The following is a 24918-nucleotide window of genomic DNA, read 5'->3' as shown; positions in this document are numbered from 1 at the left end:
TAAATCCGCTATACAATCCCTTGGTGAACATCCATGCCTTACATCCATTACATCCGGTAGCACAATCCGTTGCCGAACTTCTCTTTAACAGCTACGCGGAAAATCCCCCGCTTGTCCAAACGGATAGAGCGAGGGGCGAGAATAGGTATTCTCGGAAAATATAAAGTAGTGGCAGTGGCTGTTGTCGAGCCATTGCCATCTATAGAAGCCATACTGTTTGAGGCTCACAGAAAGATTTCAGAGCCAATTGTCTGCTTGCAGTCAATGCTTGAAGTCAAACCAACCTGTTCAAGCAAGAAGTCAAAGCAAGTCGTAAAGGCCTAGGCTACTTCTTCTTCTCGATCAATTTGGCGCAGGTGAATGTGCTTGCGTCCCAGAGAGATTTCAAATTCATCTCCTGGCTGGAGTTCCATCTGTTTGGTGTAGGCAGCTCCAATCAGTAAGTTGCCGTTAGATTGAACGCTAATCCGATAGCTGGCAGAGCGTCCGCCACGTCCATTGCCGTTTTGCTTCCCGTCTAGCTGAATGCCTTCTGCATCAATCAGCGCATTCAGGAATTTCATCATGTTGACCCGTTCTACGCCGTTCTTGGTAACGGTGTAGTAGCCACAGGCTCTAGCTTTTTCTTCCTTGGTAAGGTTCTCTAGGTCTTTGACCTTTTTGATCAGATCTTCGCCTTCAAGGGGTTCGATATTTTTCTTTTTAGCCATTTACTGAGTCCTGAAATATTCAACTGGTGTACGGATTTTTTCTCGGTTGGTTTTTGGTTTGACCAAGAAACTTTAGCTTTATAGCTGGTCGTAAAACTATATTACACCGATCGGCTCAATTGTTAACCACTATTATCTAAATATTTTTAACAACCTGCAGTATTTCTTGAGGAGTAGCTGCAACCGATGCGAGCAATCTCTAAACTCGGTAGCATAAGCTATCAGCTATCAGCTAGCTGAATATTTGCCCCGCTCTTAAAATCCCATGAAGTTAACCACACGCGGACACTACAGTGTCAAAGCATTACTGGATCTAAGTTTGCAACCTCGCTATGGCCCGACATCGGTGAAATCGATAGCGAAGCGACAGGAGTTACCTGCTCCGTATCTAGAAAAATTGCTGATTGAAATGCGACGAGCCGGTTTAGTCCAATCTGTTCGGGGTTCCCAAGGAGGATATCAATTGGCCCGCCAGCCCGCTCAAATCTCTTTAGGACAAATCTTAGAGGCTGTAGGTGAAACTATTGAACCTTTACCTCGACATTTTCCCGACGCGACGCAAGCAGAGGACTGGGTAACATTCAGTTTGTGGAACCGATTGCACAAAAAACTTGCCGAAGCGCTGTACAGTATTTCCCTCGAAGACTTATACTATGATGTCCGCAGTTGGCAAGCGGCTCTTGGGGAAGAAACTAGCTTTATCATTTAAATGGTAAGTTCATTCATTCGATCGCCAGCAAGCACACATGGACGCAACACTTGTTACTTACTTTGGTGGCTGTCACTGCGGAGCTGTCCGCTTCCGTGTCGCCGTTGACAAACACGAAGCATCAGATTGCAACTGCTCTATCTGCAAAAAGAAGGGATTTTTGCACCTCATTGTGCCGCCGGAACGTTTTACCTTGCTCAGTGGCCAAGATGTTTTGACCACCTATACATTTAATACAGGAACTGCTCAACATACTTTCTGCGGAATTTGCGGCATTCACTCGTTCTATCGCCCCCGATCGCATCCCGATCATTTCGATGTCAACGTCCGCTGTCTTGACGACGATGCCATCAAACACTTTCAGATACTACCCTTTGACGGTGTTAATTGGGAGGAGAACGTACACTTGCTCCGCGACGAAAGTAATCTCAGCAGTTAAAATTGCTGCTAAAAAATTAAAGTCCCCAAAGGTAGCAGCAGTTAAAACCTGCGCTACCATTGCGATCGCTCCTGGTCGGACGGACTATCAAGTTTGACAAAATATATAATGATGCCGGATGAATTTCCTGTTTTGATTTTAGCTGCGGTGTTGGATTATTCGATCGGCGATCCTTGGGGTTGGCCACATCCGGTGCAGGCGATGGGTTGGGCGATCGACCGCTATACTCGACTTGTCTTTAATATATGGAATAATCCCGCAGGCAAAATGCCTGAAGCAGAGAATCGTCCCGCTGGCGAGCGGCACAAACTGCTGCTACGATGTGCTGGTACAATACTAGCGATCGGGCTGATTGTAGGCAGTTATACTGTCAGTTGGTCGATCGCCCAAGCTGCTAGTTGGGTACATCCTCTTTTAGGTATTGCCATACAGACCATTTTGCTGGCAAGCTGTTTTGCCGGTCGCAGTTTGAGGGCGGCTGCAGAGGATGTGCTAGCACCTTTAAATGTTGGAGATTTAGTCAAGGCGCGAGAAAGGTTGAGCCTTTACGTCGGCCGGGATACCGAAAACTTATCCGAGCCAGAAATTCTGCGAGCATTGTTAGAAACTGTAACAGAGAATGCAGTCGATGGCGTGACAGCACCGCTATTTTATGCCTTACTTGGGTTCGCTCTGCCGCATCTATTATTAAGTGTTACCGGTTCGCCGATCGATCCTAACTCGATGTGGGCGACTGCTATAGTCCCCTTGGCGATCGCTTACAAAGCAGCCAGCACATTAGATTCTACGATCGGCTACAAAGAAGCCCCATACACAGATTTAGGATGGTTTAGCGCCAAACTAGAAGACGTGCTGACGTGGATTCCTTGTCGGCTAACAGTGATTACTTTAGCCGTTATATCGGGCAAACCGATTTACATTTGGCAAATTTGTCAGAGAGATGCTGTTAAAGATGCCAGCCCCAATTCCGGTTGGAGCGAGTGCGTTTACGCCGCCATCTTGGGAGTACAACTAGGAGGTACTAATTCCTATCGCGGAGTTCTCAAACACAAACCGCTGTTAGGCGAGCCGGATCACCCTATCACAGCGCCGCTAATTTGCCAAGCATTGCAATTAACTCGGTATTGCTTTCTGATTTGGTTGGGACTATCATTGCTTTTTTATACCTTCTTATGTTTGAGCCGCTAACTGATGACCTCACCCGAACAGTCCAGGAGACATAAATAACGTATTTCTGTCATTGTTCGCCCGCTTGCAAGCAATCGCAGCATCTGCTTTTCATCCATTCGGGCTAAGTCCAGCAGAAGACAGAGATCAGCCACCGACAAAAGCAAAAAAAAGTTTTGACCTTTGTTCAAACCCCCAGATTCCTCTGTCAAGTCAATCTCAAATCTCAAATCTCAAATCTCCAATTGTTCGATATGCCAACAGCCAACAATTAGCTCGCAGCAACCCATGACTAAAATTATCGAAATTTTATCCCCTGATGAAGTGAGGCGCACTCTCACCCGCGTCGCTTCCCAGATTGTCGAAAAATCAGGGAATCCCTCGGAGTTAGTGCTGTTGGGCATTCATAGTAGAGGAGTGCCTTTAGCTCAAATTTTGGCAGATCAAATTGAAGTCCTCGAACAAGTCAAAGTACCCGTGGGCGCTTTGGATATTACCTTTTACCGAGATGACTTGGATCGAGTTGCGATGCGGACACCGGCTAAAACCGAAATTCCTTTCGATTTAACGGGCAAAACTGTGGTGTTGGTAGATGACGTTATATATAAAGGCAGAACGAGTCGAGCGGCTTTGAATGCGGTAAACGATTACGGGCGGCCGGAGAAAATTTGGTTAGCGGTATTAGTCGATCGTGGCCACCGAGAAGTACCGATTCAGCCGGATTTTACGGGTAAAAAGTTGCCGACTGCAAAGGAAGAACAAGTTAAGGTTTACGTTCAAGATCTGGACGGGCGCGACGGAGTGGAGTTAATTAAGGGTTGATAAGTAGAAGGAAGAAGGAAGAAGGAAGAAGGAAGAAGGAAGAAGGAAGAAGGAAGAAGGAAGAAGACTTACACAGCAAGCTTGAGCGCGATCCGTATTTTTCGTTTAATTAGGTGGATCTACTTATCGTTTCCGTTGGCATCGGAATCATAATTTTCTGAGGTCGCAAGTGCGATCGACGCGCGCGGAGCCAAGATATCTCCACAAGGAGTCGATCGATCGAATGTCTAGTTTGCAGCGATCGCACTTGCGACCTCAGAAACCTGGTTTCTACGTATATTTATCGTTACTCAACGTAAAAATTCGGAGAAACCAGGTTTCTCGCCTCCCATGCGTCGAGGGAAGCAACCCGGTTTTGGGTTCACGGGGGGAGCGTCGTGATTGATTTTAAATCGGCAGTGCAGGAGTTGAACCTGCCTGGGGCGAATTATGAGTTCGCTGCCTAAACCGCTCGGCCAACTGCCGTTAAATCGATTTGTTCGACCTAACTGAAAATGAATTATAACATAATTTCTCAGTCCGTGCTAGAACTAGAGAACAAAAATCAAAATCTTTAGATCTGCTGAGTCCCGATCGCCTGTTAGCCAATGTTAGGCAAGCCGATCGACCGGGCAAAGCAGTTTCTAGGACTCGGCATAAACTTATAGGCAATGGCAGTGAATTCGACGGTAGTTCTGACTCTAATTCTGCTCGCTCTCATGTTTGGAGCAGGCGTGACGAGTTCTGTTTGGGGATTTACTATAGGTCGCGAAGCCTTGCAAGGAACGACTCAACCCGATGTTCGTCCCAGCAACAATGCTGGCAGCGGCAAGCCTGGAAAGACGGCTAGTAAAGACCAAGTGAGCATTTTGAAAGAAAAAGACATTCTCACAACCGTCAAAGCACGGGTAGAAGGTCGCGATCCCGAAAAAACGGCCGGGGCAAATACTAAAACAGAGAAGGCAAGCTCTAAACCAGCCGCGGCCAAAAAACCGGCTGCACAAAATGCTAGCGCCAAGTTTCCCCTGAACAGTCGCGACGGAGGAATAACCCTGGAAGTGAGCGCGGCCAGTCAGCGCAACAATTCCATGCTGCTAGACGTGAGCATGAAAAATGAAGGCTCGCAAGCTGTGAGGTTTCTCTACAGTTTCTTGAACGTCACTGACGATCGTGGCCGGGCCCTGAGCGCGACTGCCGAGGATTTGCCGTCGGAACTGCCCCCCAACGGGCAGGTGTTTTACGGTACGGTGAGTATTCCCACAGCTTTGCTGGAAAACGCTAAAGAAGTTTCACTGACGCTGACAGATTATCCAGGTCAAAAACTTCAGTTGCAAATATCTGGCATTCCAGTGGCGAAGTAAAACAAAAGGAGCAAAACCTCGAAAGGGATTCTCACGTTTGATCGAGAAAGTTTTTTTAGGGAGCATTGTGTCACTTTTAGGGGCGAGAGTGCAGGAGATATCTGATTTACCCGCGATGAGTTGGACAGAGGTGCTGTCGCGGTTGCTGTCAGTGCTGTTGCTGATTGCGATCAATGCTTTTTTTGTGGCGGCTGAGTTTTCGATGGTGACGGTACGCCGATCGCGCATCAATCAGTTAGTGGATGCTGGCGACGTTGCAGCTTTAACTGTGCAATCTTTGCAGCAAAGTATCGAGCGATTGCTCTCAACAATGCAGTTGGGAATCACTCTTTCTAGTTTAGCTCTCGGCTGGATTGGGGAAAGTACGATCGCCGTGCTAGTCCGAATGTCGATCGGCTATTTGCCACTGCCAATTTACATCAAGTCGGCGATCGCCCATTCTTTTAGCATATCAATAGTAACTTTTTTGTTGCTAGCTTACGTGCAAATCGTACTGGGCGAACTTTTTCCCAAATCTGTAGCGTTGCTGCATTCCGAACAACTAGCCAGAAGTTTAGGGCCTCCGAGTTTATTGATTGCCCGTGTGTTCAAGCCCTTTGTCTCGTTTCTCAATCAATCTACTCGATCGCTTTTGCGGTTTGCGGGCATCGAATACGATCTAAGGCATCGCCCGGTTACTCCCGAAGAACTGCAATTAATTATAGCTACTTCCAGCGAATCCAGCGGCTTGGAAGCAGAAAAGCGAGAATTGCTCAACAACGTGTTTGAATTTGGCGAAGTTTGGGTAGAAGAAGTAATGGTACCGAGGCCTAGCATTGTCGCACTTCCCAAGACAGCAACCTTTCAAACTTTGCTCGACGAAATGGCTATTTCTCACCATTCCCGCTATCCCGTGACGGGAGATTCTTTAGACGACATTATTGGGATTATTGGCTTCAAACAACTTGCAAAACCCCTAGCTGAAGGTTTGCTATCTCCCGACACGCCAATTTTACCTTGGATGGGTTCGGTGAGGTTTGTGCCAGAGATGATGCTGCTGGGGGAACTGCTGCCTTTGATGCAAAGTTCGTCGGAAGAAATTGCGATCGTAGTTGATGAATTTGGCGGCATTTCCGGGTTAGTGACATTGCGGGATTTGATAGCCGAAATTATCGGCCGCAGCTACGAGTCACCCGACAGCAAAGAAATTGCTTTGCAAGTATTGGACGATCGCACTTATTTAGTTCAAGCGCAGTTAAATTTAGATGATGTGAATCAAATATTGAATGTGGATCTGCCAGTAACTGACGAATATCAGACAATCGGAGGTTTTCTGAGTTATCAGTTGCAAAGAATGCCGGCAGTGGGGGAAGTTTGGCGCGGAGAAAATGTGGAACTTACGGTTGTTTCTGTGTGCGGGCCGCGGTTGGATCAAATTCAAATTCACTTGTTGTCAGAGGCGGCGGGCGATCGAGCTTTAGGTGAAGTTGCAGCAGCGGATGAGGAAGTTGTGGGGAAAGGGCGAAAGAATAGCGGGGTGAGTAGTGTGGCAAAATTTTCTCATTAAGATTTGGATGAAAAGGGCGCTCAAAATAGCGCAACTTTTTCTCCCAAATCTGAGTTAGCAACCCCGTTTATTCTTGAGTTTTTTAGAGAGGGACGAGAGTTTATGGAGGATCGCTTTCAACCGCCGAGTCGGAATACTGTTTAAGCGTAAGACACCGGATCTTTCAATTCCAATTCCTCAAAAGCCGCCAGCCTCAGCCGACAAGAATCGCAAACGCCGCAGGCATTTTCTCCGCCTGCATAGCAAGACCAAGTTTGCTCCCAAGGCACTCCCAATTTGTTACCCAATTCAATAATTTCGGTTTTTTTAAGTTCGATCAAAGGTGTGACAATATTAATAGCATTTCCTTCCCTTCCCTGCTTTGTTCCTAACCGAAATACTTCCTGCATGGCTTGGATGTAATCGAGGCGACAGTCGGGATAGCCGGAATAATCTAAAGCGTTGACACCGATGTAAATGCGATCGGCTTCTAGAGTTTCTGCGTAGGCGAGGGCAAAGCTGAGAAAAATCGTATTTCTAGCAGGAACGTAGGTAATGGGAATGTTTTGCGACATTTCTCCCAGAGTGCGATCGATCGGTAATTTCATCTCATTATCCGTCAAAGCCGAACCGCCCCACAGTGTTAAGTCAAAGTTTACTATCTGATGTGCCTTAACACCTGCAGCAAGTGCGATCGCCCTTGCTGATTCCAACTCCCGCCGATGTCTTTGCTTGTAGTCAAAGGAAATAGCGTAACACTCGCAGCCGTCGGCTTTGGCTTGATATAAAACTGTTGAGGAATCCAGCCCTCCCGACAATAAAATAACTGCTTTCACTTAAAACATCCTCAATAAAATTAGCTTTTATATTTATATCAAATCTATTGTTAATTGACAAGATAGCAATGCTAAATGCTTGTTAAAAAAATATTTAACGAACCGCGAAGACGCCAAGGACGCGAAGGAAGAAAAGAGAAGAGAAGCCTGAAAATGTAGGGTGCGCAATGCGCACCTTACGGAAATTTAAGTTGCTAACTGACAATGTAGGGTGCGCAATGCGCACCTTACTTAACGAACCGCGAAGACGCCAAGGATGCGAAGGAAGAAAAGAGAAGAGAAGAGAAGAGAAGAGAAGAGAAGAGAAGAGAAGCCTGTTAACAATGTAGGGTGCGAAATGCGCACCTTACGGACATTTAAGTTGCTAACTGACAAGGTAGGGTGCGAAATGCGCACCTTACGGACATTTAAGTTGCTAACTGACAATGTAGGGTGCGCAATGCGCACCTTACGGACATTTAAGTTGCTAACAAGTCGTCTAGTTCTCGGTAATCGGGCAAAGTTGTATCAATTTTAATGCCCTGCCGCAAAACTGTGCGATCGCCCTGCGATCTAGATAACAATTCGCTGAAATTCCGCGCCTTAAACAAAATCAAATCAGCAGGTAAACCAACGGCAATTTTCCCTAAATTCGGCAATCCCATTAAATCTGCTGGAGTCTTTGTCACTGCACATGGCCAGTCTCCATAAGGCCTATCTAAATGAGCGATGCGGACTGCCATATTAAAAACTTCCAAAACATCGTGATCGCCAAATCCGTAAAACGGATCGCGGCAATTGTCGCTAGCAACTGCAACGGGAATTCCGGCTGCTTTGAGTTCGTGCACTAGCGTCACTCCCCGCCAGCGCGGTGTATGCTGAGATTCTCGGTCTTGCAGGTAAAGGTTGCACATCGGTAAGCTGACAACGCCAATATTTGCTTCCTTGACTAATTCCAGAGTTTCTGTTACTAAATCTGAGGGTTGTACCGCTAAACTACAGCAGTGTCCGCAGATTATTTGACCCCCAAATTCATGGCGGATGGCGGTTTTTGCGACTTCCCGCAATGTGACTGATTCTGGATCGTCGTTTTCGTCGGTGTGGAAGTCGAGGTTTAAATTTCGTTCTTTGGCTAAGGCAAAAACTCGATCGAGTTGTTTGTCTAAGTCGGGATTCATATAGGCGACGCCACCGAGTATACCGCCGATTTCGGCTATGCGATCGGCTAATTTTTCGCCGGCGGGTGTCAGGTAATAGTCGAGGGAAACCAGGGAAACTGCTTGCAAGATCAGCCGATCGCCCCATTCGGCTTGCAGCGCTTCCAATACTCCCAAACTAACAGTTCCCTGTTCGCCCGCGCTGTCGATGTGAGTGCGGATAGCCTTGGTTCCGTGGGCGTAGCTGCACTTTAGTCCGAACTCCATTCGCCGGTAAACATCGTCTGCATTCCAGTTTTTTTGAGCGTCAGCGCCTACCGCTTCGATCGCGCTGGCAAAAGTTCCATCGGGATTGGGCGATCGTTCCCAAATGTGACCTTTGTCTAAATGGGTGTGCATATCCACAAAACAAGGCCAGATTAAGCCGCCCTGCAAATCTATAACTGGGATATCTCCAGAGGAGGATACAGGTTTTGTACCTGCTGGAGTAATGTGGGTGATCGTCCCTGCTGCAATTTCCAAATCCACCAAACAAAAATTGTTCTCACTCCCCGTTGTCGCCACAGTAGAAGCTGAGGGCGCGATCGATTTCATCTCTAGAAGAGACGCGGGCACGCGAGCATTTTTGAGCAAATAATTAGATGTACTTGGCAACATTAATTTTGTGAGTTAGTATTTTCCTAAGAATTTAGCGCAACCGCAAAAACGCTACCGACAATCATTGTCTGTTGATCGTCAGTTTTCTTATCGGTAACAAATGCTACCTTCTCAGTCTAACCATTTAGACATAAAATTGTACAGCGCCGATCGATCGGGGGTCGAGCGCCAACAAGCCGAGCATCTACAAACACTGATTTGCCAATAAACCTAGTTTTCGATCTGCTTGCATGGGTGTACTCTACCAGCTCAGCTAATGGTAATAAATTGTGGTCGTTCCACTGCCCTTAGCAACTGTACAAATCGTGAAACTGAACCATGCAAAAATTTACAAATTGCCCAGTTTGCAGCTCCCAAAAAATCAGCTTCCTGTACACAGCGGGGACAGCACGCCACCCTAAAGAGGCTCCTAAATGGTCAGTTTACGGATGCGAAGATTGTGGCTTAGTATTCGTAAATCCCCGCCCGACATGGGATGAACTGAGCGATTATTACCCCGAGGGCTGGCAGTGCTACAATACTTACGTACCAGACGAAGAAGACGTAGTAAAAGAAGCCAAAAAACTCAATGAATACCGACACATTCCTATCCCTGTAGGCAAGCGGCTGTTAGACGTAGGATGCGGGGGAGGTTCCATTATCCAAGTCTTCAAAAAACTCGGAGTTGAGGTGGCAGGAATTGAGCCTAGCTCCTCAGCAGCAGCAGCAGCCAGGGAATGCGGTATCGATGTTTTCACTGGCACTGTAGAAGAATACGTTGCAGAAAAAGGTACTGACGAAAAGTTTGATGTCATACTCTGTTCACACGTTTTGGGAGCAACGCCTTTGCCTGCAGAAACACTCGACTGCATGAGGCAATTGCTGGCTCCAAACGGTTACATTTGGGTGGCTGTACCGAACGCAGACAGCCCATACGCGCGGCAACTGGGCTGGCGCTGGCACAGCACCGATTATCCTTACAATCTGATCGGTTACACTCCAAAAACCTTGGCTCTAGCCGGCGAAAAGGCAGGTTTGGCAATTCAGCGAAATTACACATACTCTTTGCCGGATAGCCTTCGTTACTCTATCTGTTTGTGGCTGCGCTATCGGTGGTTTGTACCGCACAAAGTTACCCGCTTCTTCCTTTCTGAAGAACGTGTTGATCGCATGGCGAAGGAATTGGACTCGCGCGGCGAAGGTGAGGGAATTATAATGGAATTCTGTCACCCTCAAAGCCTGGATTAAGACGTTTTTACCAAAAGTATTTGATTTGAGATTTGAGATTTGAGATTGAGTGCACGTCGGCGGCTCAGAATCTCAAATCTTTTTTTCTCGCACATATCTTAAAACTTCAAAGTTGGCGTTTGGCAGTTGTGCTGGCTTTGGTGTTGGCTATACTGGGAAAGATTGAACTCTGGACTTATATCAAATCCGACGAAAACCTCCTGTTATCGTGAAACCCAAGCTGAGAAAAGGTTGTGTGTGGGTAGCGCGATTGTTTCAACCCTGGAGGTGTGTACTGTTGGTATCATAAATCACTGCTTCAAATTGCAATTTCACTTTCAACTAACAGCAGCATCCATAGTAAGAGCCAAAAACAACTGTGTCAAAACCCAAGCATATAGTTTTAACATCCCATCCCGACAGATCCGGCACAAAACCTCATCCCATCCACTGGGGAGAAATCGATCCGCTGAAACGGGGGCCTGTGATTGGCAGCCTTACCAAATCGTCTCACCGGAATGCGATCGGCACTCATTCGGGTTCCTACTCTGTTTATCGCGCGCTAGCAGTTGCTTCCGGCGCACTCCAAGCAGATCACCGCCCCGATTTTACCAACACCTCTCCGGCCGCACACATCGGGCCGCACGCGAGTTGGGGCGATCGCAATTTGATTGTTTCTCTCGATCCCTTTGGGGGTTTGGTCAGCGAAGTTTATACTTCATTTATCCAGCAGGGATATGATATTCGACCGACAATTGCTGTCACTAAAGCTCACATTAATATGCCGGAATTGCAAGATGCCATCGCTAAGGGGCGAGTGCAAATTGATGGCAAAATAGTCAAAGCAGGTGGCAATTTAGCAGTAACTAAAGTTGCGATCGATCCGGTGTGGTATTTGCCGGGAATTGCTCGGCGGATTGGGGCTCAAGAAAGCGTTCTCCGCCGTGTCCTGTTCGAGCAAACAGGGGGAATGTTCTCGGATTTAGTGACCCGGCCAGACTTACACGTTTTCTTGCCACCAATTGGCGGAACTACGGTTTATATTATTGGCGATGTCGCGAATATTTCTGACCCGGATAAGCAGTTGGCGGTACGGGTACACGACGAATGCAACGGTTCTGATGTCTTCAGTTCCGATATCTGCACTTGTCGCCCTTATTTGGTACACGGGATGGAAATTTGCATCCAAACGGCACAATCAGGCGGTTCTGGGGTAATTGTTTACTTCCGTAAGGAAGGGAGAGCTTTGGGGGAAGTGACTAAGTTTTTGGTGTACAATGCCAGAAAACGGCAGGAAGGCGGCGATCGCGCTAATGCCTATTTTACACGCACTGAATGTGTGGCGGGAGTTCAAGATATGCGGTTTCAAGAACTAATGCCAGACGTGCTGCACTGGTTGGGGATCTCTCGAATAGACAGTTTAGTTTCGATGAGCGATATGAAATACAATGCGATTATCAATTCTGGCATTCAGGTGGTCGATCGCATCCCTATTCCTGAAGATTGGATTCCCGCAGATGCACAAGTCGAAATCGTCGCCAAAAAAGCCGCCGGCTACTACACGCCTGACCCTGTGCCAGATGCTACAATTCTTGCAGAAGCGATCGGACGCGATTTAGGAGATTAAGAGGGCAAAGACGCGACCGATGGGACGCGAACAATCGCGTCTTTGCTAAATGAAATTTATTGCTGGTTTTTGATCAGTCAGGGTAGGTTATGGCTAATTTGCGTTCTAGTGTGATCGTAAAAACAGATATTTGTGGATATACCGCCAGAGTCAAAAAATTATCTCAGTCGGACTTAAGTAGTTTGTTAAACGAGCATAAAACTTTTGTTTCAGATATTAGCGCCAGAAATGAAGGCAGCGTGATCAAAGGGGAAGGTGATTCATTTTGGATAATTTTTCCCAGCGTCACAGCAGCGGCGGTAGCAGCCATAGAAATGCAGCAAGAATTGAGAGCGCAACAATCTAGCAAGGCGAACGACGAACGATTGGCTATTCGCGTGTCTATTACATTAGGAGATGTCTTGCATCAAGATAAAGATATCTTTGGCGATACGGTGAATTTAACAGCGCGCATAGAATCAGTAACTCCGCCGGATGAAATATATTTGTCCCAAGCAGCCTGGCTGGCGCTCAACAAAGCAGAAGTGCAAACGTCTTTTGTCAACGAGTTTTCTTTGAAAGGGATGAGCGAACCTGAAAAAGTATACAAAGTTGACCAAAGTTACAAAACGCGAATCATCAAGAATCAAGCAATAATTAAAGCAGATTTGAGAGGTTTTATTGCTTATCAAGAATCTAATTCTATCAAAGATGTGGAATATTTGCTCACCAACTTTGATACTTTTGAAAAAACAATTTGTGAAGAATACGGTGGCACAATTCGCAGTATTGTTGGGGATTCGCATTTGTTGACTTTCCCGGAAGCTCACTCAGCCTTAGCGGCAATGGAAAGTCTGTGCGAGAATTGGAAACTTTTTATTGACGCCAATCAAATACCTTGTGGCTTGTCCGTGGGAGTTGCGAAAGGAAATCTATATATATTTAGGTCTTGCACTTACGGAAAAGATATTCACATAGCCGACAGGCTGGAAGATTTAAGTAAAATAGTATCTCCGGGGAAAGAAAAAAACTCGGTGATAGTTTCCGATCAAATAAAACGCGAAGTCAGTGGGTCGAAGTGGGAATATAAGCTGATCAAAATCGATAAAAATGCGATTTTAGATAATCTTTTAGATTACAGTCAGTTTGACTTTTTTCAAGAAAACGATGTTTACCGCTGTTTGGTTGTATGAAGTTGCACAATATTGAACTTGAGATTGTAGAATATCTGAGAACGCCGGCTGCTATTCGCCAAAAGTGCGATCGGCTTTTTGATTTAGCCAGCCAAGACAAACTTCGCTACTTCCGCGTCGATTTATCCCAACTCGACAAAGCAGCAAATTATGTAATTGAGACAACGCGCCAACACTATCCCGATTTTAACATTCCCTTTCACAGTCGCTGGCGACATTTTGAAGCTGGCAACTTGTCGCGACTCCCCGAATTAGATGCAGCTTTAGCAGAATTTGCACCGGTTGAAAAAGCTAAGATAAAATTTGATTTAGCAATTGTCAGCGTTTTGCTCGATGCCGGTGCTGGTGCAGATTGGCAGTATTGTGAACCAGAAACCGGGCAGGTTTACCGCCGTTCTGAAGGGTTAGCAATAGCCAGCTTGCGGATGTTTTGTCAAGGTGTTTTTTCCAGCAATCCCGATTTTCCTTGGCAAGCTGATTATCGGGGGCTTTCTCAATTAAAACTAGAAACCTTAGCTGCTGGATTTCAGGTAAGTCGAGACAATCCGCTAGTTGGTTTAACAGGCAGATTAGAATTACTGCAGCGTTTGGGAAATGCGATTTGCCAGCATCCATTATTATTTGGCAGCGAAAACCCGCGTCCAGGCAATTTGGCAACATACTTGCTCAACAGTGGGGTTTCGAGAGGCAAAACTGTGAATGCTTCTGAAGTATTGAGCGCTGTTTTGACAGGTTTTGGGGAAATTTGGCCGGGAAGATATGCAATTGGTGGCGTTAATTTAGGCGATGTTTGGCGGCATCCGGCTTTAACAGGAGAAAATCTGGGAGATGAATTCGTGCCGTTTCACAAACTGTCGCAGTGGTTGACTTATTCGCTGTTGGAACCGCTGCAAGAACTTGGTTTAGAAGTCGCGGGATTGGATGAGTTAACGGGATTACCGGAGTACCGCAACGGCGGTTTATGTTTGGATATCGGGCTGCTGCGGGCAAAAGATTCGGCTATTTTTGAGCAGAGTTACTTGCCTGGTTCGGAAGTTATAGTAGAATGGCGATCGCTGACTGTGAATCTTTTAGATAAAATTGCCGCAGCTATTCGAGAAAAGCTGCACTTGACTGCGACAGAATTGCCGCTGGTGAAGATTTTGCAAGGAGGAACTTGGGCGGCGGGGCGGAAAATTGCGGGCGAATTGAGGGCTGGTGGAGTGCCACCAATTCAGATTGAAAGTGACGGCACTGTGTTTTAGGGGGAAGAAGGAAGTTCGGCAACGGATTCGCTCGACGGATGTAACGGATGTAACGGATGTAACGGATGTAACGGATGTAACGGATGTAACGGATGTAACGGATGTAACGGATGTCAGGAAGAAGGAAGAAGGAAGAGGGAAGAGGGAAGTTCGGCAACGGATTCGCTCCACGGATGTAACTGATGTAACGGATGTCAGGAAGAGGGAAGAGGGAAGTTCGGCAACGGATTCGCTCCACGGATGTAACTGATGTAACTCATATGTTGCACCATTCTCAATTAGCTTTTTATGAACAGGCTTTCCGGCCTGTTCCACAAAATATAAGTTTTCTTGTGGAACAGGCCGGAAAGCCTGTTGCTGACAATGGTGCAAAATATCAGATGTAACGGATGTCAAGAAGAGGGAAGAAGGAAGAGGGAAGAAGCAAGAAGGAAGAGGGAAAATTATCCCCTCTTCCTACTTAAAATTCAAAATTCAAGCCTGAAAACTATACCTCACACTACACTCCCAACAAGCTGCTTAGCGACAAGTGCGATATTTGACGTGATAAACTAAACCGCGATGAGCCAAATCGAAAGAGTCAACGGTGGCCATGCCGGCACCGCGGGCTGTCATTGCAGCATTTACTCTCATATTTACACTATCACCACAGCGAGACCAAACATTCGCTATAGTGGCTAAGCTATCTCGAACATTGTAGTTAGTTTCGCCACTGAGATTCCGATTAAAAACTGGGCCGCGAGTTCCAGCGAAAAAGTATTCGGCTCGCAGGTTGCCTGTGGTTTTAGGAGCCACGTAGCCGCGATAATCAGCATCGTAGATAGAAATTTGGAAGCCTTGGGGTACTTTGATGGGAATGCTCAGATTGCAGCTTTTTCGGCTTTCTGCTGAGACATTTCCCAGGGCTGCAAACTTGTCAAATAGGATGGTCAGTTCTTGACCATCTGGGCTGACGCTGACGCTGGCGGAGCGATCTGGGCAACCGCTACCGCCGTAGCTTGCACCTAAAATTTGAACGGCAGGATTAGCCAAGGCGGGGCTGATAGAAGCAGTCATTAATGCCGTAGCTAGCAATAGTTTTACAAACTTCATGGATGTTCTCCTTACTTCATAAGTAAAGTTGTGTGTTAGGAGCACCCTAAAAAATTGGAACTGAATTTAGGTAATGTTTTTTAGACGGGGATGTAACGGCTTTCATGTGGAAAGATGAAAAGCCATTACAGCTAAGCTTATGACCTTATGTGAAGTTCCTTCTCAGGTTTTTTCAATTAGTGAATTAATCGAAAAAATAGGTTTTCTGCTGATACTTTCTATGATTCATGTCTGCTCCTAAAAGTTCCGGAAGATTTCGGTGCGAAACTCCGGATCTGTGTTCACAGGCTTGGACGGCTCGCGAGAAAGCGAGCGAGACAAGTCGGGAGGCTTTTGTCCCCGGATATGCGTTCCCAGGCAGAGGGCCGGAAGGAGAGGAAACGAGAGAATGACATATTTGTGTATTTTCAAACCTCGCATATTTAGTGTCGCGCTGCGCGGAAAAAAGGCAAGTGTAGAAGCGAATTTTATTCGCGCGGTATTCCTGTTCTCAATACAGGTTTGATATAAGTAGTCCTGGATGCAGGGGTCACAGAAACCGATTTTTTTTTCGTCAAGAAGGCGTTGATGGCTGATAAGTTAGAATAAAGCTAATTAATTATTCAAAAAAATGAGTGCTAAAGTTACTGTCATTGACCATCCTTTGATACAGCACAAGTTAACTCTGATGCGGCAAACTCAAACGAGCACGGCCAAATTTCGTCAATTGCTGAAAGAGATTGGAATGCTGCTAGCCTATGAAGTGACGCGAGATTTGCCGCTAAAATACGAACTAATAGAAACGCCGATCGCCAAAATGAATGCACCGGTGCTGGCTGCAGAAAAGAAAATTGTGATTATTTCGATTATGCGCGCTGGTCAGGGACTGTTAGATAGTATTTTAGAGCTGATTCCGTCTGCGAGGGTAGGACATATTGGTTTGTACCGCGATCCGACAACTCGGATGGTGATCGAATATTATTTCAAAGTTCCCCAGGATATCGAACAGCGAGATGTTTTAATTGTCGATCCGATGCTGGCTACTGGTAATTCAGCAGTGGCGGCAGTGGATAGGCTGAAAGAAGTTAATCCGAAGTCTATTAAATTTTTGTGCTTGCTGGCGGCACCGGAGGGAGTGGGGCACTTTCACGAACAACACCCTGACGTGCAGATTTATACGGCTGCTGTTGACCAGTGTTTGGACGAGCACGGGTATATTGTACCCGGACTCGGAGATGCGGGCGATCGACTTTACGGCACTATGTGAATTCAATCAAATTATTTTCTGCTGTATATGCCAATACATTCATTTCAAAATAAGTTTACTAACATAATCATTGGTTTGATAGTGCCATACAATGTAAATTGTAAAATTTTAATGTCAGGAAAAGCCTATATATAACAATGGTTGTAGGGTTTTCTTACATTAAATTCGTAAATTGCATGATCTAGATGTATTTACTGCATTTGATGGTTAAATTCTATGCCTTTAGTTTAATTTATTGACAGAATTAGTTATTAAAATAGATGTATGATGCTAACTGTTTGCGATCAACTACTAACATTTTTTTGACGAGGGAAAAAAACAATGGAGACTACAGCACAGAAAGAAGCCCCAACTCAGCCTGTTGAGGAAGTGAAAATTCAGAATATCAACAGTTTGGAGTTTGAGCTTTGGGCTAAAGCAGTGAAACGGCAGATGATTGCAGCACTCTCCAAAAAGGGCGCGATTTGACATCTCTGGGTTTTTTGTGCACAGGTTGTGTTAATTAATTAAATTAACAAAATTTTTGTCTGCATTGTTGTCCGAGTTCGAGAGGAGTAAGGGGAAGAGTTTTGAGATTGCGCTGCTTTCGGAGTTGCGGGAGGGGCAAAAGAAAGAATTTTCCTTTTTCCTAGTTTTGGACGTACAGGTGGAAGGAAGCCGGGTTTTTTTACGAAAATACTTCTGTTGCGATCGGCAGAAATGGTAAAAAACCCCGGTTTCTTTGTGTCAAGAGTGCCTCCGGGACTGTTCAATCTATGGTAAAAAACCCCGGTTTCTTTGTGTCAAGAGTGCCTCCGGGACTGTTCAATCTGCCGAATGCTTTCTGCCAGATTACGATCGCTTGTCAACCGCCGCCAGCAAGCGCAGACTTCCGTCTTGAATCTGCACTGCTTTCACCGTTCCTACAGCAACTCTTTGTTGACCGTTAGCCATCGCTACCTCAATTTTAATCTTGGGGTCAGCCTGTAATCCTAACCGCCCCCAGAGCCACTTGACTTGAGTAGCAGGAAAAGAGCTCACTTCTACATCAGAAAATGGCGAATTAACCCAGCGACTACCATCGTAAAAACTCGCTACCTGCACCTGATACCAAACTTGTTCTCCGGCCAATTTTAACTCATTGTTCGGTTCTGGTTCCAGCCACTCAGCGGGATTGACACTGTTAATTAAAGTAGCAGAACCCATAATTTGACTCTTGTGGTCTTCTAAACTTTCCGCCTGAGAAACTGCTTCCTGAAGTTTGTTGACCAAATTCCGAATTCGAGTTCTTGTTTCGCTGTCAGTATCTGATTGCTGGTCGAGCCAATTCATCGCCTCGCGAGTTCCGTCTTGAGACGCTACAATCAGGGCGCCCCAAGCCTTGACATCGGCGTCAGCGGCATTCACTCTCAAGGCGGCGTCTATGCGGTTCCAGATCCGCCCGCTGTCATTTTTGAGGGTGGTAGCTATTTCGTGACTGTTACTCGGATCGGCTTCAAATACTTGCAAAGCTTCGGTCCAGCGGCCGTCGATCAATTCTGCGAGAACTTGTTGACCGGGACTGGCCCAAGATGCGATCGCTTGAGCCCGAGTAATTTTAGCGTGAAATTCGATCGTTTCTAGCTGAGCTTGCGCGACAGCAGGCCAATTTTTACCCGCTTTCCCCTTCGCCACACGCATGACATTTAATGCTGGAGACCACAGGCCGCTTTTGGCAAGTCGCAGCCCATTTTTGTAAGTCTCGTCATTGACAGCAAATTCTTCTAAAGAAATCGCCGTTAACTGAACTGGGTTCGGCAAAAATTTGCGCGGGCCAATTTGATAAAGGGTAAATTGTGGCTCTAAACCAACTGTTTGGTCGATCGCCAACTGCGGGTTTTCGCCCTTAACAATTTGCTGCCAATTCGGCGGTTGTCCGGCCGCACTCGCCCACTCCAACAGCGGCATTAAATGATTTTGGCTGGGGTTGTAGCGAACGACTTGTCCGTAGGGAATTTTCTTTTCGCCCTGCTTTAGTTGACCACTGACATTAAACCAAATGCCGGAGGCGGGGGGCTTTCCGTCAAATCGCCGCAGTTCTGTTAGGGGTAGGGACTGATTGGAGGCTTGATTGTTAGATGTAGAGTCAGCTAAAGAAGCAATGACAAAAGATTCCGCAGGGCCTTCTAGATTCACAGAACTTGCTAGCTGAAAATACTGCTCTTTATCGGAACTGCGATCGGGAAGCTGCACCCGCTTGTACACCCGAAGTTCGACAATTTGACGACAAGGATTTTTGCAAACAGTAGAAGCCTTAACAGTTCTTTCTACCATCACCGGCAATAGCAAATCGGAAATAGAATTATCGCGGGATTGATCGACGGGAAGCGGCAGGGGTTCTCCGGTTACGAATCCCAATTTGCGGATGCTGGCTTTGATTTGATCGAGAGTTTGGATCGAATCTCTGCTACCTGTAGGCAGGCGCGACCATTCAGGCACAAACTGAGAGATCAACTTGTTGCCATTGGGATCGACGATGAGCTGATAACTCAGCCAAGCGCCGCCTCCCATTAAAGCAGCACAGCCAGCCAAGACGCTGAGGGCTGTCAAATTAGCTATCAGTCTTTTCCAGGGATATCTGGCGCGAGTTCGGGGAGTAGGTATTGGACGCTGGGACTCTTGAAGATTTTTGGGGCGTCTGGTTTGGCGCCGGCGTCTTGTCGGAGGAGGAGCAACTTTGGGATTTTCTGGGGGTTTGGCTCGATTTTTTGAGGGGTTAATTTTGTGTTCCATCATGCCATTTTAGAATTTAGATTTTAGAATTTAGAGTTTAAAATTGCAATAGCCGATCGTACTGCCGACCTATGATATCCCAAGTGTATTGGCTTTCAACGAGCGATCGAGCGTTGACAGAGAGCTCCTGTCTTAGCTGCTGATTTTCAAACAAACTGGCGATCGCCTCAACATACTCGTGAACTTTGTTCGCCCGCAAGGCCCTTATCAGTTGTGGGCCGCCATCGACGGCTAAACCCTCCAAACCTCGATCGCTAGCAACCACGGGAGTTCCCGCAGCCATCGCCTCCAAAGTTTTATTTTTAATCCCAAAACCAATCCGCATCGGCACCACACAAACAGCAGCTTGATGCAAATATTCTGCCACCCTTTGCACCCGGCCTACTACTTGAATTCCGGGAAGTTCCCCCAAGGCGAGCACTTCCGGGACTGGCGAAGCCCCTACTAGGGTGAGGGTAGCATCAGGATAGCGCTGCTGCAAAGGTGGCAGTATTTGCAAACTGAGAAACCGCGCCGCGTCAATATTGGGCAAATTGTTCATTGCGCCTGCAAAAATTAAGGTGTGTCCTCCCGGATCGATCGGCCTATAGGGAAATTGAGTTAAATCCACGCCGTTAGGAATTACATCTATGGGAGGTACAAAAAAATCTTGTTTTCCTCGCACTCGAACCGGAGGCAACAGTAATTCGAGGAGTTGCTCTCTGTCTGTGGATGTTGTCGCAACAATGCGGGAGAATTTGGAACAGTAGCGTTTTTCGTAGCGGGCGAGTAGCGGTAAATTTAGTCGATCGCGCAGGGGTTTTTCGGAGGTGCCGGTTGCTAACATTTCCCTGCAAGTTCCCCAAACGGAACTGTGAATGTTTGCCACTGTCAGCAGTTTTTGCCGCCATTCTGGACGCACGTAAATCTCGTTAACGCTGTGTTCGCAGGTGACAGCATCGCATTTGCCTGCTGTTACCAATTCGTCGGCCCAATTCTGCATTGCTTGGGAGTAGCTTGAGAGTACGTTTGGAGGTGTCCCGGACAACAAAAATCGACTGAATCTGTGGAATTTTCCTATTATTTCAGAGAACCCCCCCTCAGTCCCCCCCTTGTTAAGGGGGGGAGGTAAGAATCCTTCCTCAGTCTCCTGGTGGAGTCTTAGCCCCCCCTTAGCAAGGGGGGGTTGGGGGGGTTCTCGCGGGTTGGGAAAAACTGCCAATTCTGTGACTTGCTGGCGCAATGTGTCGATTTGTGAATCGGTGACATCGGGCGATCGTACAGTGCCGAGAATTACCTCATGTCGCTGGCTCAAGTATTGTAATAAATTAAACGTCCTCACCTGAGTTCCTCCGCGGCTTGGCGGATAGGGAAAAGTCGAGGAAAGCATCAAAATCTTCATGGGATGTGGAAGAAATAAAGTTGCCGCTTGCGCGATAAAATTGATTGATAAAATCTTTTTAACAATCTTCGCACCTATGGACGAATTATCTGTTAAGGCGCTGCTCGAAGACTTGAAAAAGTCCGACGAAACCGTGCGAGATCGGGCAACTACAGAACTCTGGCGCACTTGGTTTAACCAGAAGGGTGAGTATGGGATGCAAATTCTCAGGCGAGCGCAAGTTTCGCTGGATGCAGGCGATGTTCACCACGCTTTGGATTTGCTGACGAAATTGATTGCGGAAGCGCCGGATTTTGCGGAAGCTTGGAACCGACGCGCCGTACTCCACTATACTCAAGGAAATTATAAAAAGTCGATCGACGACTGCGAAATTGTCCTCAAACTCAACCCGGTACATTTTGGGGCGTTGCACGGTCTGGGTTTGTGCTACGCTGCCTTGGGAGAATACCTAAATGCTATTCAAGCTTTTCGTCGCGCTTTGGAAATTCAACCTTTTGCTTTGGTGAATCAAAAGTTAATTCTGGAGTGTACGGCTCGTTTGAGTTAAAATACATTGGCCAAACAGGGCATTGGGCATTGGTGGTTTATTTTCCTGGACTGAAGTGCGAATTTTTTCCACAATTTAAAATTGAAAATAGTCGTAGTGCCGAAAATTAGCGTTTGCATTCCTACTTACAATCGAGTGCATTTGTTGGCAAGTGCGATCGCCAGCGTGCTAGATCAAACTTATACAGATTTTGAATTAATTATCTGTGATGACGGTTCTACTGACAGCACTCCTCTGTTGATGTCGGAATTTGTCGATCGCGGGATTCGCTACATTCGCCACCCGCAGAATATCGGCAAGAGTAATAATATGCGATCGGGCTTTGCGGCAGCAAGGGGTGAGTATTTTATTAAGTTTGACGATGACGATCGCCTGAGCGCGCAATTTCTAGAGCGGACATCTGCTATTTTAGATAAAGACCACAGCATCGATTTTGTCAGTACAGATCACTGGGTGATTGACATTAACAATTATATTGACGAAAACCAGACGAAACTCAATTCGCAGCGGTGGGGCCGCACCGAGTTGTCGGCTGGAATTATTGAAGATTTGCTCTCCACAGTTTTTCTGAGACAGAGTTTGCAAATAGGGGCAACTTTGTTTCGCCGCTGCGCCCTGGAAGAAGTCGGATTTCTGCGGCCGAATTTGCAAAATTGCGAAGATAACGATTTGTTTGTGAGACTTGCGATTGCGGGCAAAAAATGCTATTACTTGCCGGAGCTGTTGATGGAGTATCGAGTTCATGCAGGACAGCAAGGAGTCGATCGGGCAATTCCGTATTTAAGCGATAAATTGCGCTATTTGACCGGCTACGAGTTTGAGTCGGAGAAGTTGGAAACTGTCAGGCTCAAAAGGATTGCCGAAACTCAATTAGCGTTAGGCTTGCGGCTGATTGAGGTGGGTGAAACTGCAAAAGGGCGCCTGATGGTGCGGGCGGGAAAGTCTGTTTCTGCGGCGAAAATGTGGGCGGGTTTGGGATTGTCGTTGCTGCCCGTCGAGTTGCGTCCCAGGGCGTTTGAGCTTGTGCGAGAGTTGATGAAATAACTATCAATAAGAGTTATTAATTCTCACCAGCGGATAATATATTAATTTTAATTACAGTACGGGGTTTTGTCTGGCCTTGAGATTTGCTCAGATTGTGCTAGAGCAAGAACTTGCCGGGGATTGTTCCGAGAGTTGGCAAAAAATAAAAATTCGATATGACACGTTTTACATTAAATTAAGAAATTAAGAAATACTGAAAAATTAAGTATTTACGAGTTTGACATTGATCGGGCACGAGTACAGACCTTTTTTTGGGTCTGCCCTGCTTGTGTTATCGATCATGCCATTCGAGAAAACTTTGGCCCTGAGACTTGGTGAAGGGCTCAAAGTCAGCATTGTTAAATTCTGTCTAGTTTATTAATGCACCACTCATGTCAATCACTAATCGGATTAGTTTTAATAATCTCCAGGGCGACATCTTCGGCGGTGTCACGGCTGCCATCGTCTCGCTGCCCCTGGCCCTCGCCTTCGGGGTCGCCTCGGGAGTCGGGCCGATCGGGGGACTGTACGGTGCCATTTGCGTTGGCTTCTTTGCGGCGCTGTTTGGTGGCACCCCAACACTGATTTCTGAACCCACAGGGCCGATGACTGTGGTGATGACTGCGATCGTCGCATCCCTCACCGCCAGCAATCCCGAACAAGGGCTAGCAATGTCATTTACCGTTGTGATGCTGGCGGGGCTGTTTCAAATCATCTTTGGTATTTTCAAGCTAGGTAAATACGTCACCCTGATGCCCTACAGCGTGATTTCCGGCTTTATGTCGGGAATTGGCGTGATTTTGATCATTCTGCAAATTGCACCGTTTCTGGGTCAAGCCCCTCCCAAGGGCGGTGTTTTGGGCACTTTTATGGCAATTCCGCAGTTGCTGGCAAACGTAAATCCGCCGGAAGCAATTCTGGGTGCCTTGACGGTGGCAATTATTTTCCTGATGCCCAAAAAGCTGAAGAAAATCGTGCCCCCGCAATTGATAGCGCTGATTGTCGGCACGGTAATTTCCATGACTGTGTTTCAGGGCGCGGATATTCGCCGGATTGGGGAAATTCCGGTGGGACTGCCCCCCTTGCAATTGCCGACTTTTTCCGCCGGTCAAATCACGGTGATGTTTGTGGATGCGGTGATGCTGGGGATGCTGGGCTGTATCGATACCTTGCTGACGGCGGTGGTGGCGGACAGTCTGACGCGGACGGAGCACAAGTCCGATAAGGAATTGATCGGTCAAGGAATTGGCAACATCGTATCGGGTATCTGCGGTGGCTTACCGGGCGCCGGGGCAACGATGGGAACTGTGGTCAATATCCAAACAGGCGCGACTTCGGCGTTGTCGGGTTTAACTCGGGCGTTGGTGTTGCTGGTGGTGGTTTTGGGGGCGGCGAAGTTAACTGAACCGATTCCGATGGCGGTGTTGGCGGGGATTGCGCTGAAGGTGGGGATTGATATCCTTGACTGGAGTTTCCTGAAACGATCGCACAAAGTATCTGTTAAGGGTTCCTTGATCATGTACGGGGTGCTGTTTTTGACGGTGTTTGTGGATCTGATTGTGGCGGTGGGTGTGGGCGTCTTTATTGCCAATATCCTGACTATCGAACGGTTGAGTAGTTTGCAGTCTGCAGGAGTGAAGCTGATTTCCGATACGGATGATGAGGTTCTCCTCAGTCAGGAGGAGAAGCAACTCTTGGATCAGGGTAAGGGGCGCGTGTTGCTGTTCTGCTTGAGCGGCCCGATGATTTTTGGGTTGTCAAAGGCGATCTCCCGCGAACACAATGCTATGAAGGATGCGGATGCTTTGGTGATGGATTTGAGTGCTGTGCCCATGCTGGGGGTGACGGCTTCGCTAGCGATCGAAAATGCGATTCGCGATGCCTGTGATAAGGGTTTGCAGGTTTACATTGTCGGTGCCAGCGAGAAAATTCAGCAGCGCTTGCAGAAGTTGGGATTGTTGGATCTGATCGCGCCAGAGCATGTCATGAGCGATCGTACCGCAGCCTTGCGACAAGCGGTCGCTGTGGCTGACAAGAAAGGAATTCCCTTGGGAGTGCCGGCGTAACAAGGCGCGAATTCGCCAAAATAGTAGTGGTTTAGCAGGAGTGTCCGTTTCTCCTGCTATTTCTATGGCTCGATAGCCCCTTTCCTATCGTTTCCGGTTGCATCAGTATTGTTCAAGTATCCAAACAGTCAGTTGTCCCGAAAGCCTGGGGGGGTGACAAAGAGGTCTACGAGATAGACTGTATAAGGGTTGCGGCCCGCATACCTTGTTGATAAAAACGGC

The 24918-nt window shown here is 47.0% G+C and carries 23 protein-coding genes and 1 tRNA gene; 16 read left to right on the top strand and 8 right to left on the bottom strand.

What is annotated here, in order from left to right:
• Positions 1-47 precede the first annotated feature (47 nt).
• Together QUA90_RS22955 and QUA90_RS22950 are read right to left on the bottom strand one after the other, a co-directional pair.
• Positions 48-212, bottom strand: coding sequence for a hypothetical protein (locus QUA90_RS22955; RefSeq protein WP_333215706.1), 165 nt, complete (start codon positions 210-212; stop codon positions 48-50).
• A gap of 108 nt (positions 213-320) precedes the next feature.
• Positions 321-710, bottom strand: a complete 390-nt coding sequence (locus QUA90_RS22950) for an AbrB family transcriptional regulator (protein WP_333060228.1) — start codon at positions 708-710, stop codon at positions 321-323.
• Between the two features lie 265 nt (positions 711-975).
• On the opposite strand from QUA90_RS22950, the gene QUA90_RS22945 reads away from it, so the two are divergent.
• The 4 genes from QUA90_RS22945 (at position 976) to pyrR (ending at position 3847) form a co-directional block, all read left to right on the top strand.
• Positions 976-1419: an Rrf2 family transcriptional regulator gene (locus QUA90_RS22945; protein WP_333077293.1), complete on the top strand. Its 444-nt coding sequence runs from the start codon at positions 976-978 to the stop codon at positions 1417-1419.
• 37 nt (positions 1420-1456) lie between these two features.
• Positions 1457-1858: a GFA family protein gene (locus QUA90_RS22940; protein WP_333329136.1), complete on the top strand. Its 402-nt coding sequence runs from the start codon at positions 1457-1459 to the stop codon at positions 1856-1858.
• 108 nt (positions 1859-1966) lie between these two features.
• Entirely contained in the window at positions 1967-3046 is a 1080-nt protein-coding gene (cbiB, locus tag QUA90_RS22935) for an adenosylcobinamide-phosphate synthase CbiB (RefSeq protein ID WP_333329208.1), read from the top strand.
• 267 nt (positions 3047-3313) lie between these two features.
• Positions 3314-3847 carry a bifunctional pyr operon transcriptional regulator/uracil phosphoribosyltransferase PyrR gene (pyrR, locus tag QUA90_RS22930; RefSeq protein WP_333083995.1) on the top strand — a complete coding sequence of 178 codons (534 nt, stop codon included), beginning with the start codon at positions 3314-3316 and terminating at the stop codon, positions 3845-3847.
• Between the two features lie 392 nt (positions 3848-4239).
• Here pyrR and QUA90_RS22925 read toward each other — a convergent pair.
• A tRNA-Ile gene (locus tag QUA90_RS22925) sits at positions 4240-4312 on the bottom strand.
• A 185-nt stretch (positions 4313-4497) separates the two neighbouring features.
• Between QUA90_RS22925 and QUA90_RS22920 the strand changes: the two genes are divergently transcribed.
• Positions 4498-5187: a hypothetical protein gene (locus tag QUA90_RS22920; protein ID WP_333083996.1), complete on the top strand. Its 690-nt coding sequence runs from the start codon at positions 4498-4500 to the stop codon at positions 5185-5187.
• A 67-nt stretch (positions 5188-5254) separates the two neighbouring features.
• Entirely contained in the window at positions 5255-6733 is a 1479-nt protein-coding gene (locus QUA90_RS22915; RefSeq protein WP_333447911.1) for a hemolysin family protein, read from the top strand.
• A 140-nt stretch (positions 6734-6873) separates the two neighbouring features.
• On the opposite strand, the gene queC is transcribed toward QUA90_RS22915, so the two are convergent.
• Positions 6874-7548 carry a 7-cyano-7-deazaguanine synthase QueC gene (queC, locus tag QUA90_RS22910; protein WP_333447909.1) on the bottom strand — a complete coding sequence of 225 codons (675 nt, stop codon included), beginning with the start codon at positions 7546-7548 and terminating at the stop codon, positions 6874-6876.
• A 458-nt stretch (positions 7549-8006) separates the two neighbouring features.
• Positions 8007-9341, bottom strand: a complete 1335-nt coding sequence (locus QUA90_RS22905) for a cytosine deaminase (RefSeq protein ID WP_333447907.1) — start codon at positions 9339-9341, stop codon at positions 8007-8009.
• A gap of 318 nt (positions 9342-9659) precedes the next feature.
• Between QUA90_RS22905 and QUA90_RS22900 the strand changes: the two genes are divergently transcribed.
• From QUA90_RS22900 to QUA90_RS22880, 5 genes are all read left to right on the top strand, one after another.
• Positions 9660-10568: a class I SAM-dependent methyltransferase gene (locus QUA90_RS22900; protein WP_333390039.1), complete on the top strand. Its 909-nt coding sequence runs from the start codon at positions 9660-9662 to the stop codon at positions 10566-10568.
• Positions 10569-10926: 358 nt separating this feature from the next.
• Positions 10927-12174 carry a GTP cyclohydrolase II gene (locus QUA90_RS22895; protein ID WP_333390037.1) on the top strand — a complete coding sequence of 416 codons (1248 nt, stop codon included), beginning with the start codon at positions 10927-10929 and terminating at the stop codon, positions 12172-12174.
• A gap of 89 nt (positions 12175-12263) precedes the next feature.
• Complete coding sequence (locus QUA90_RS22890; RefSeq protein WP_333084008.1) at positions 12264-13346, top strand: adenylate/guanylate cyclase domain-containing protein; 1083 nt, start codon at positions 12264-12266, stop codon at positions 13344-13346.
• Entirely contained in the window at positions 13343-14590 is a 1248-nt protein-coding gene (locus QUA90_RS22885; protein WP_333447905.1) for a URC4/urg3 family protein, read from the top strand. The genes QUA90_RS22890 and QUA90_RS22885 overlap by 4 nt, the downstream gene beginning before the upstream one ends.
• Positions 14571-14840 (top strand): hypothetical protein, encoded by a 270-nt coding sequence (locus QUA90_RS22880; protein ID WP_333447903.1) that lies wholly within the window; start codon positions 14571-14573, stop codon positions 14838-14840. Before QUA90_RS22885 ends, QUA90_RS22880 begins: the two co-directional genes overlap by 20 nt.
• Before the next feature lie 269 nt (positions 14841-15109).
• Here the strand turns inward: QUA90_RS22880 and QUA90_RS22875 are convergent, their stop codons facing one another.
• Positions 15110-15682 carry a DUF4360 domain-containing protein gene (locus QUA90_RS22875; protein WP_333447901.1) on the bottom strand — a complete coding sequence of 191 codons (573 nt, stop codon included), beginning with the start codon at positions 15680-15682 and terminating at the stop codon, positions 15110-15112.
• A 610-nt stretch (positions 15683-16292) separates the two neighbouring features.
• On the opposite strand from QUA90_RS22875, the gene upp reads away from it, so the two are divergent.
• Together upp and QUA90_RS22865 are read left to right on the top strand one after the other, a co-directional pair.
• On the top strand, positions 16293-16928 hold the full coding sequence (gene upp / locus QUA90_RS22870) for a uracil phosphoribosyltransferase (RefSeq protein ID WP_333084012.1): 636 nt from the start codon (positions 16293-16295) through the stop codon (positions 16926-16928).
• Between the two features lie 321 nt (positions 16929-17249).
• Positions 17250-17396, top strand: coding sequence for a hypothetical protein (locus QUA90_RS22865; protein ID WP_332946242.1), 147 nt, complete (start codon positions 17250-17252; stop codon positions 17394-17396).
• 363 nt (positions 17397-17759) lie between these two features.
• On the opposite strand, the gene QUA90_RS22860 is transcribed toward QUA90_RS22865, so the two are convergent.
• Both QUA90_RS22860 and QUA90_RS22855 read right to left on the bottom strand, forming a co-directional pair.
• Positions 17760-19682: a hypothetical protein gene (locus QUA90_RS22860; protein WP_333447899.1), complete on the bottom strand. Its 1923-nt coding sequence runs from the start codon at positions 19680-19682 to the stop codon at positions 17760-17762.
• 34 nt (positions 19683-19716) lie between these two features.
• Entirely contained in the window at positions 19717-21060 is a 1344-nt protein-coding gene (locus QUA90_RS22855; RefSeq protein ID WP_333447897.1) for a glycosyltransferase family 4 protein, read from the bottom strand.
• A 76-nt stretch (positions 21061-21136) separates the two neighbouring features.
• Here QUA90_RS22855 and QUA90_RS22850 point away from each other — a divergent pair, with 76 nt between their 5' ends.
• The 3 genes from QUA90_RS22850 (at position 21137) to bicA (ending at position 24696) form a co-directional block, all read left to right on the top strand.
• Positions 21137-21607, top strand: a complete 471-nt coding sequence (locus tag QUA90_RS22850; protein WP_333447895.1) for a tetratricopeptide repeat protein — start codon at positions 21137-21139, stop codon at positions 21605-21607.
• A 96-nt stretch (positions 21608-21703) separates the two neighbouring features.
• Positions 21704-22651: a glycosyltransferase gene (locus QUA90_RS22845; protein WP_333447929.1), complete on the top strand. Its 948-nt coding sequence runs from the start codon at positions 21704-21706 to the stop codon at positions 22649-22651.
• A gap of 371 nt (positions 22652-23022) precedes the next feature.
• Complete coding sequence (bicA, locus tag QUA90_RS22840) at positions 23023-24696, top strand: bicarbonate transporter BicA (RefSeq protein ID WP_333447893.1); 1674 nt, start codon at positions 23023-23025, stop codon at positions 24694-24696.
• Positions 24697-24918 lie beyond the last annotated feature (222 nt).

The sequence above is a fragment of the Microcoleus sp. D3_18_C4 genome, from assembly GCF_036702355.1.
GTDB lineage: Bacteria > Cyanobacteriota > Cyanobacteriia > Cyanobacteriales > Microcoleaceae > Microcoleus.
This window is presented reverse-complemented; position numbering and strand designations above follow the sequence as displayed.

Excerpts from the sequence above, each read along its gene's own strand:
- QUA90_RS22940 (WP_333329136.1), top strand. The coding sequence starts at position 1,457 with ATGGACGCAACACTTGTTACTTACTTTGGTGGCTGTCACTGCGGAGCT.
- bicA (WP_333447893.1), top strand. The coding sequence starts at position 23,023 with ATGTCAATCACTAATCGGATTAGTTTTAATAATCTCCAGGGCGACATC.
- QUA90_RS22865 (WP_332946242.1), top strand. The coding sequence starts at position 17,250 with ATGGAGACTACAGCACAGAAAGAAGCCCCAACTCAGCCTGTTGAGGAA.
- cbiB (WP_333329208.1), top strand. The coding sequence starts at position 1,967 with ATGATGCCGGATGAATTTCCTGTTTTGATTTTAGCTGCGGTGTTGGAT.
- QUA90_RS22890 (WP_333084008.1), top strand. The coding sequence starts at position 12,264 with ATGGCTAATTTGCGTTCTAGTGTGATCGTAAAAACAGATATTTGTGGA.
- QUA90_RS22920 (WP_333083996.1), top strand. The coding sequence starts at position 4,498 with ATGGCAGTGAATTCGACGGTAGTTCTGACTCTAATTCTGCTCGCTCTC.
- QUA90_RS22950 (WP_333060228.1), bottom strand. The coding sequence starts at position 710 with ATGGCTAAAAAGAAAAATATCGAACCCCTTGAAGGCGAAGATCTGATC.
- QUA90_RS22850 (WP_333447895.1), top strand. The coding sequence starts at position 21,137 with ATGGACGAATTATCTGTTAAGGCGCTGCTCGAAGACTTGAAAAAGTCC.
- pyrR (WP_333083995.1), top strand. The coding sequence starts at position 3,314 with ATGACTAAAATTATCGAAATTTTATCCCCTGATGAAGTGAGGCGCACT.
- upp (WP_333084012.1), top strand. The coding sequence starts at position 16,293 with ATGAGTGCTAAAGTTACTGTCATTGACCATCCTTTGATACAGCACAAG.
- QUA90_RS22955 (WP_333215706.1), bottom strand. The coding sequence starts at position 212 with ATGGCTTCTATAGATGGCAATGGCTCGACAACAGCCACTGCCACTACT.
- QUA90_RS22855 (WP_333447897.1), bottom strand. The coding sequence starts at position 21,060 with ATGAAGATTTTGATGCTTTCCTCGACTTTTCCCTATCCGCCAAGCCGC.
- QUA90_RS22945 (WP_333077293.1), top strand. The coding sequence starts at position 976 with ATGAAGTTAACCACACGCGGACACTACAGTGTCAAAGCATTACTGGAT.
- QUA90_RS22900 (WP_333390039.1), top strand. The coding sequence starts at position 9,660 with ATGCAAAAATTTACAAATTGCCCAGTTTGCAGCTCCCAAAAAATCAGC.
- QUA90_RS22905 (WP_333447907.1), bottom strand. The coding sequence starts at position 9,341 with ATGTTGCCAAGTACATCTAATTATTTGCTCAAAAATGCTCGCGTGCCC.
- QUA90_RS22860 (WP_333447899.1), bottom strand. The coding sequence starts at position 19,682 with ATGATGGAACACAAAATTAACCCCTCAAAAAATCGAGCCAAACCCCCA.
- QUA90_RS22875 (WP_333447901.1), bottom strand. The coding sequence starts at position 15,682 with ATGAAGTTTGTAAAACTATTGCTAGCTACGGCATTAATGACTGCTTCT.
- QUA90_RS22885 (WP_333447905.1), top strand. The coding sequence starts at position 13,343 with ATGAAGTTGCACAATATTGAACTTGAGATTGTAGAATATCTGAGAACG.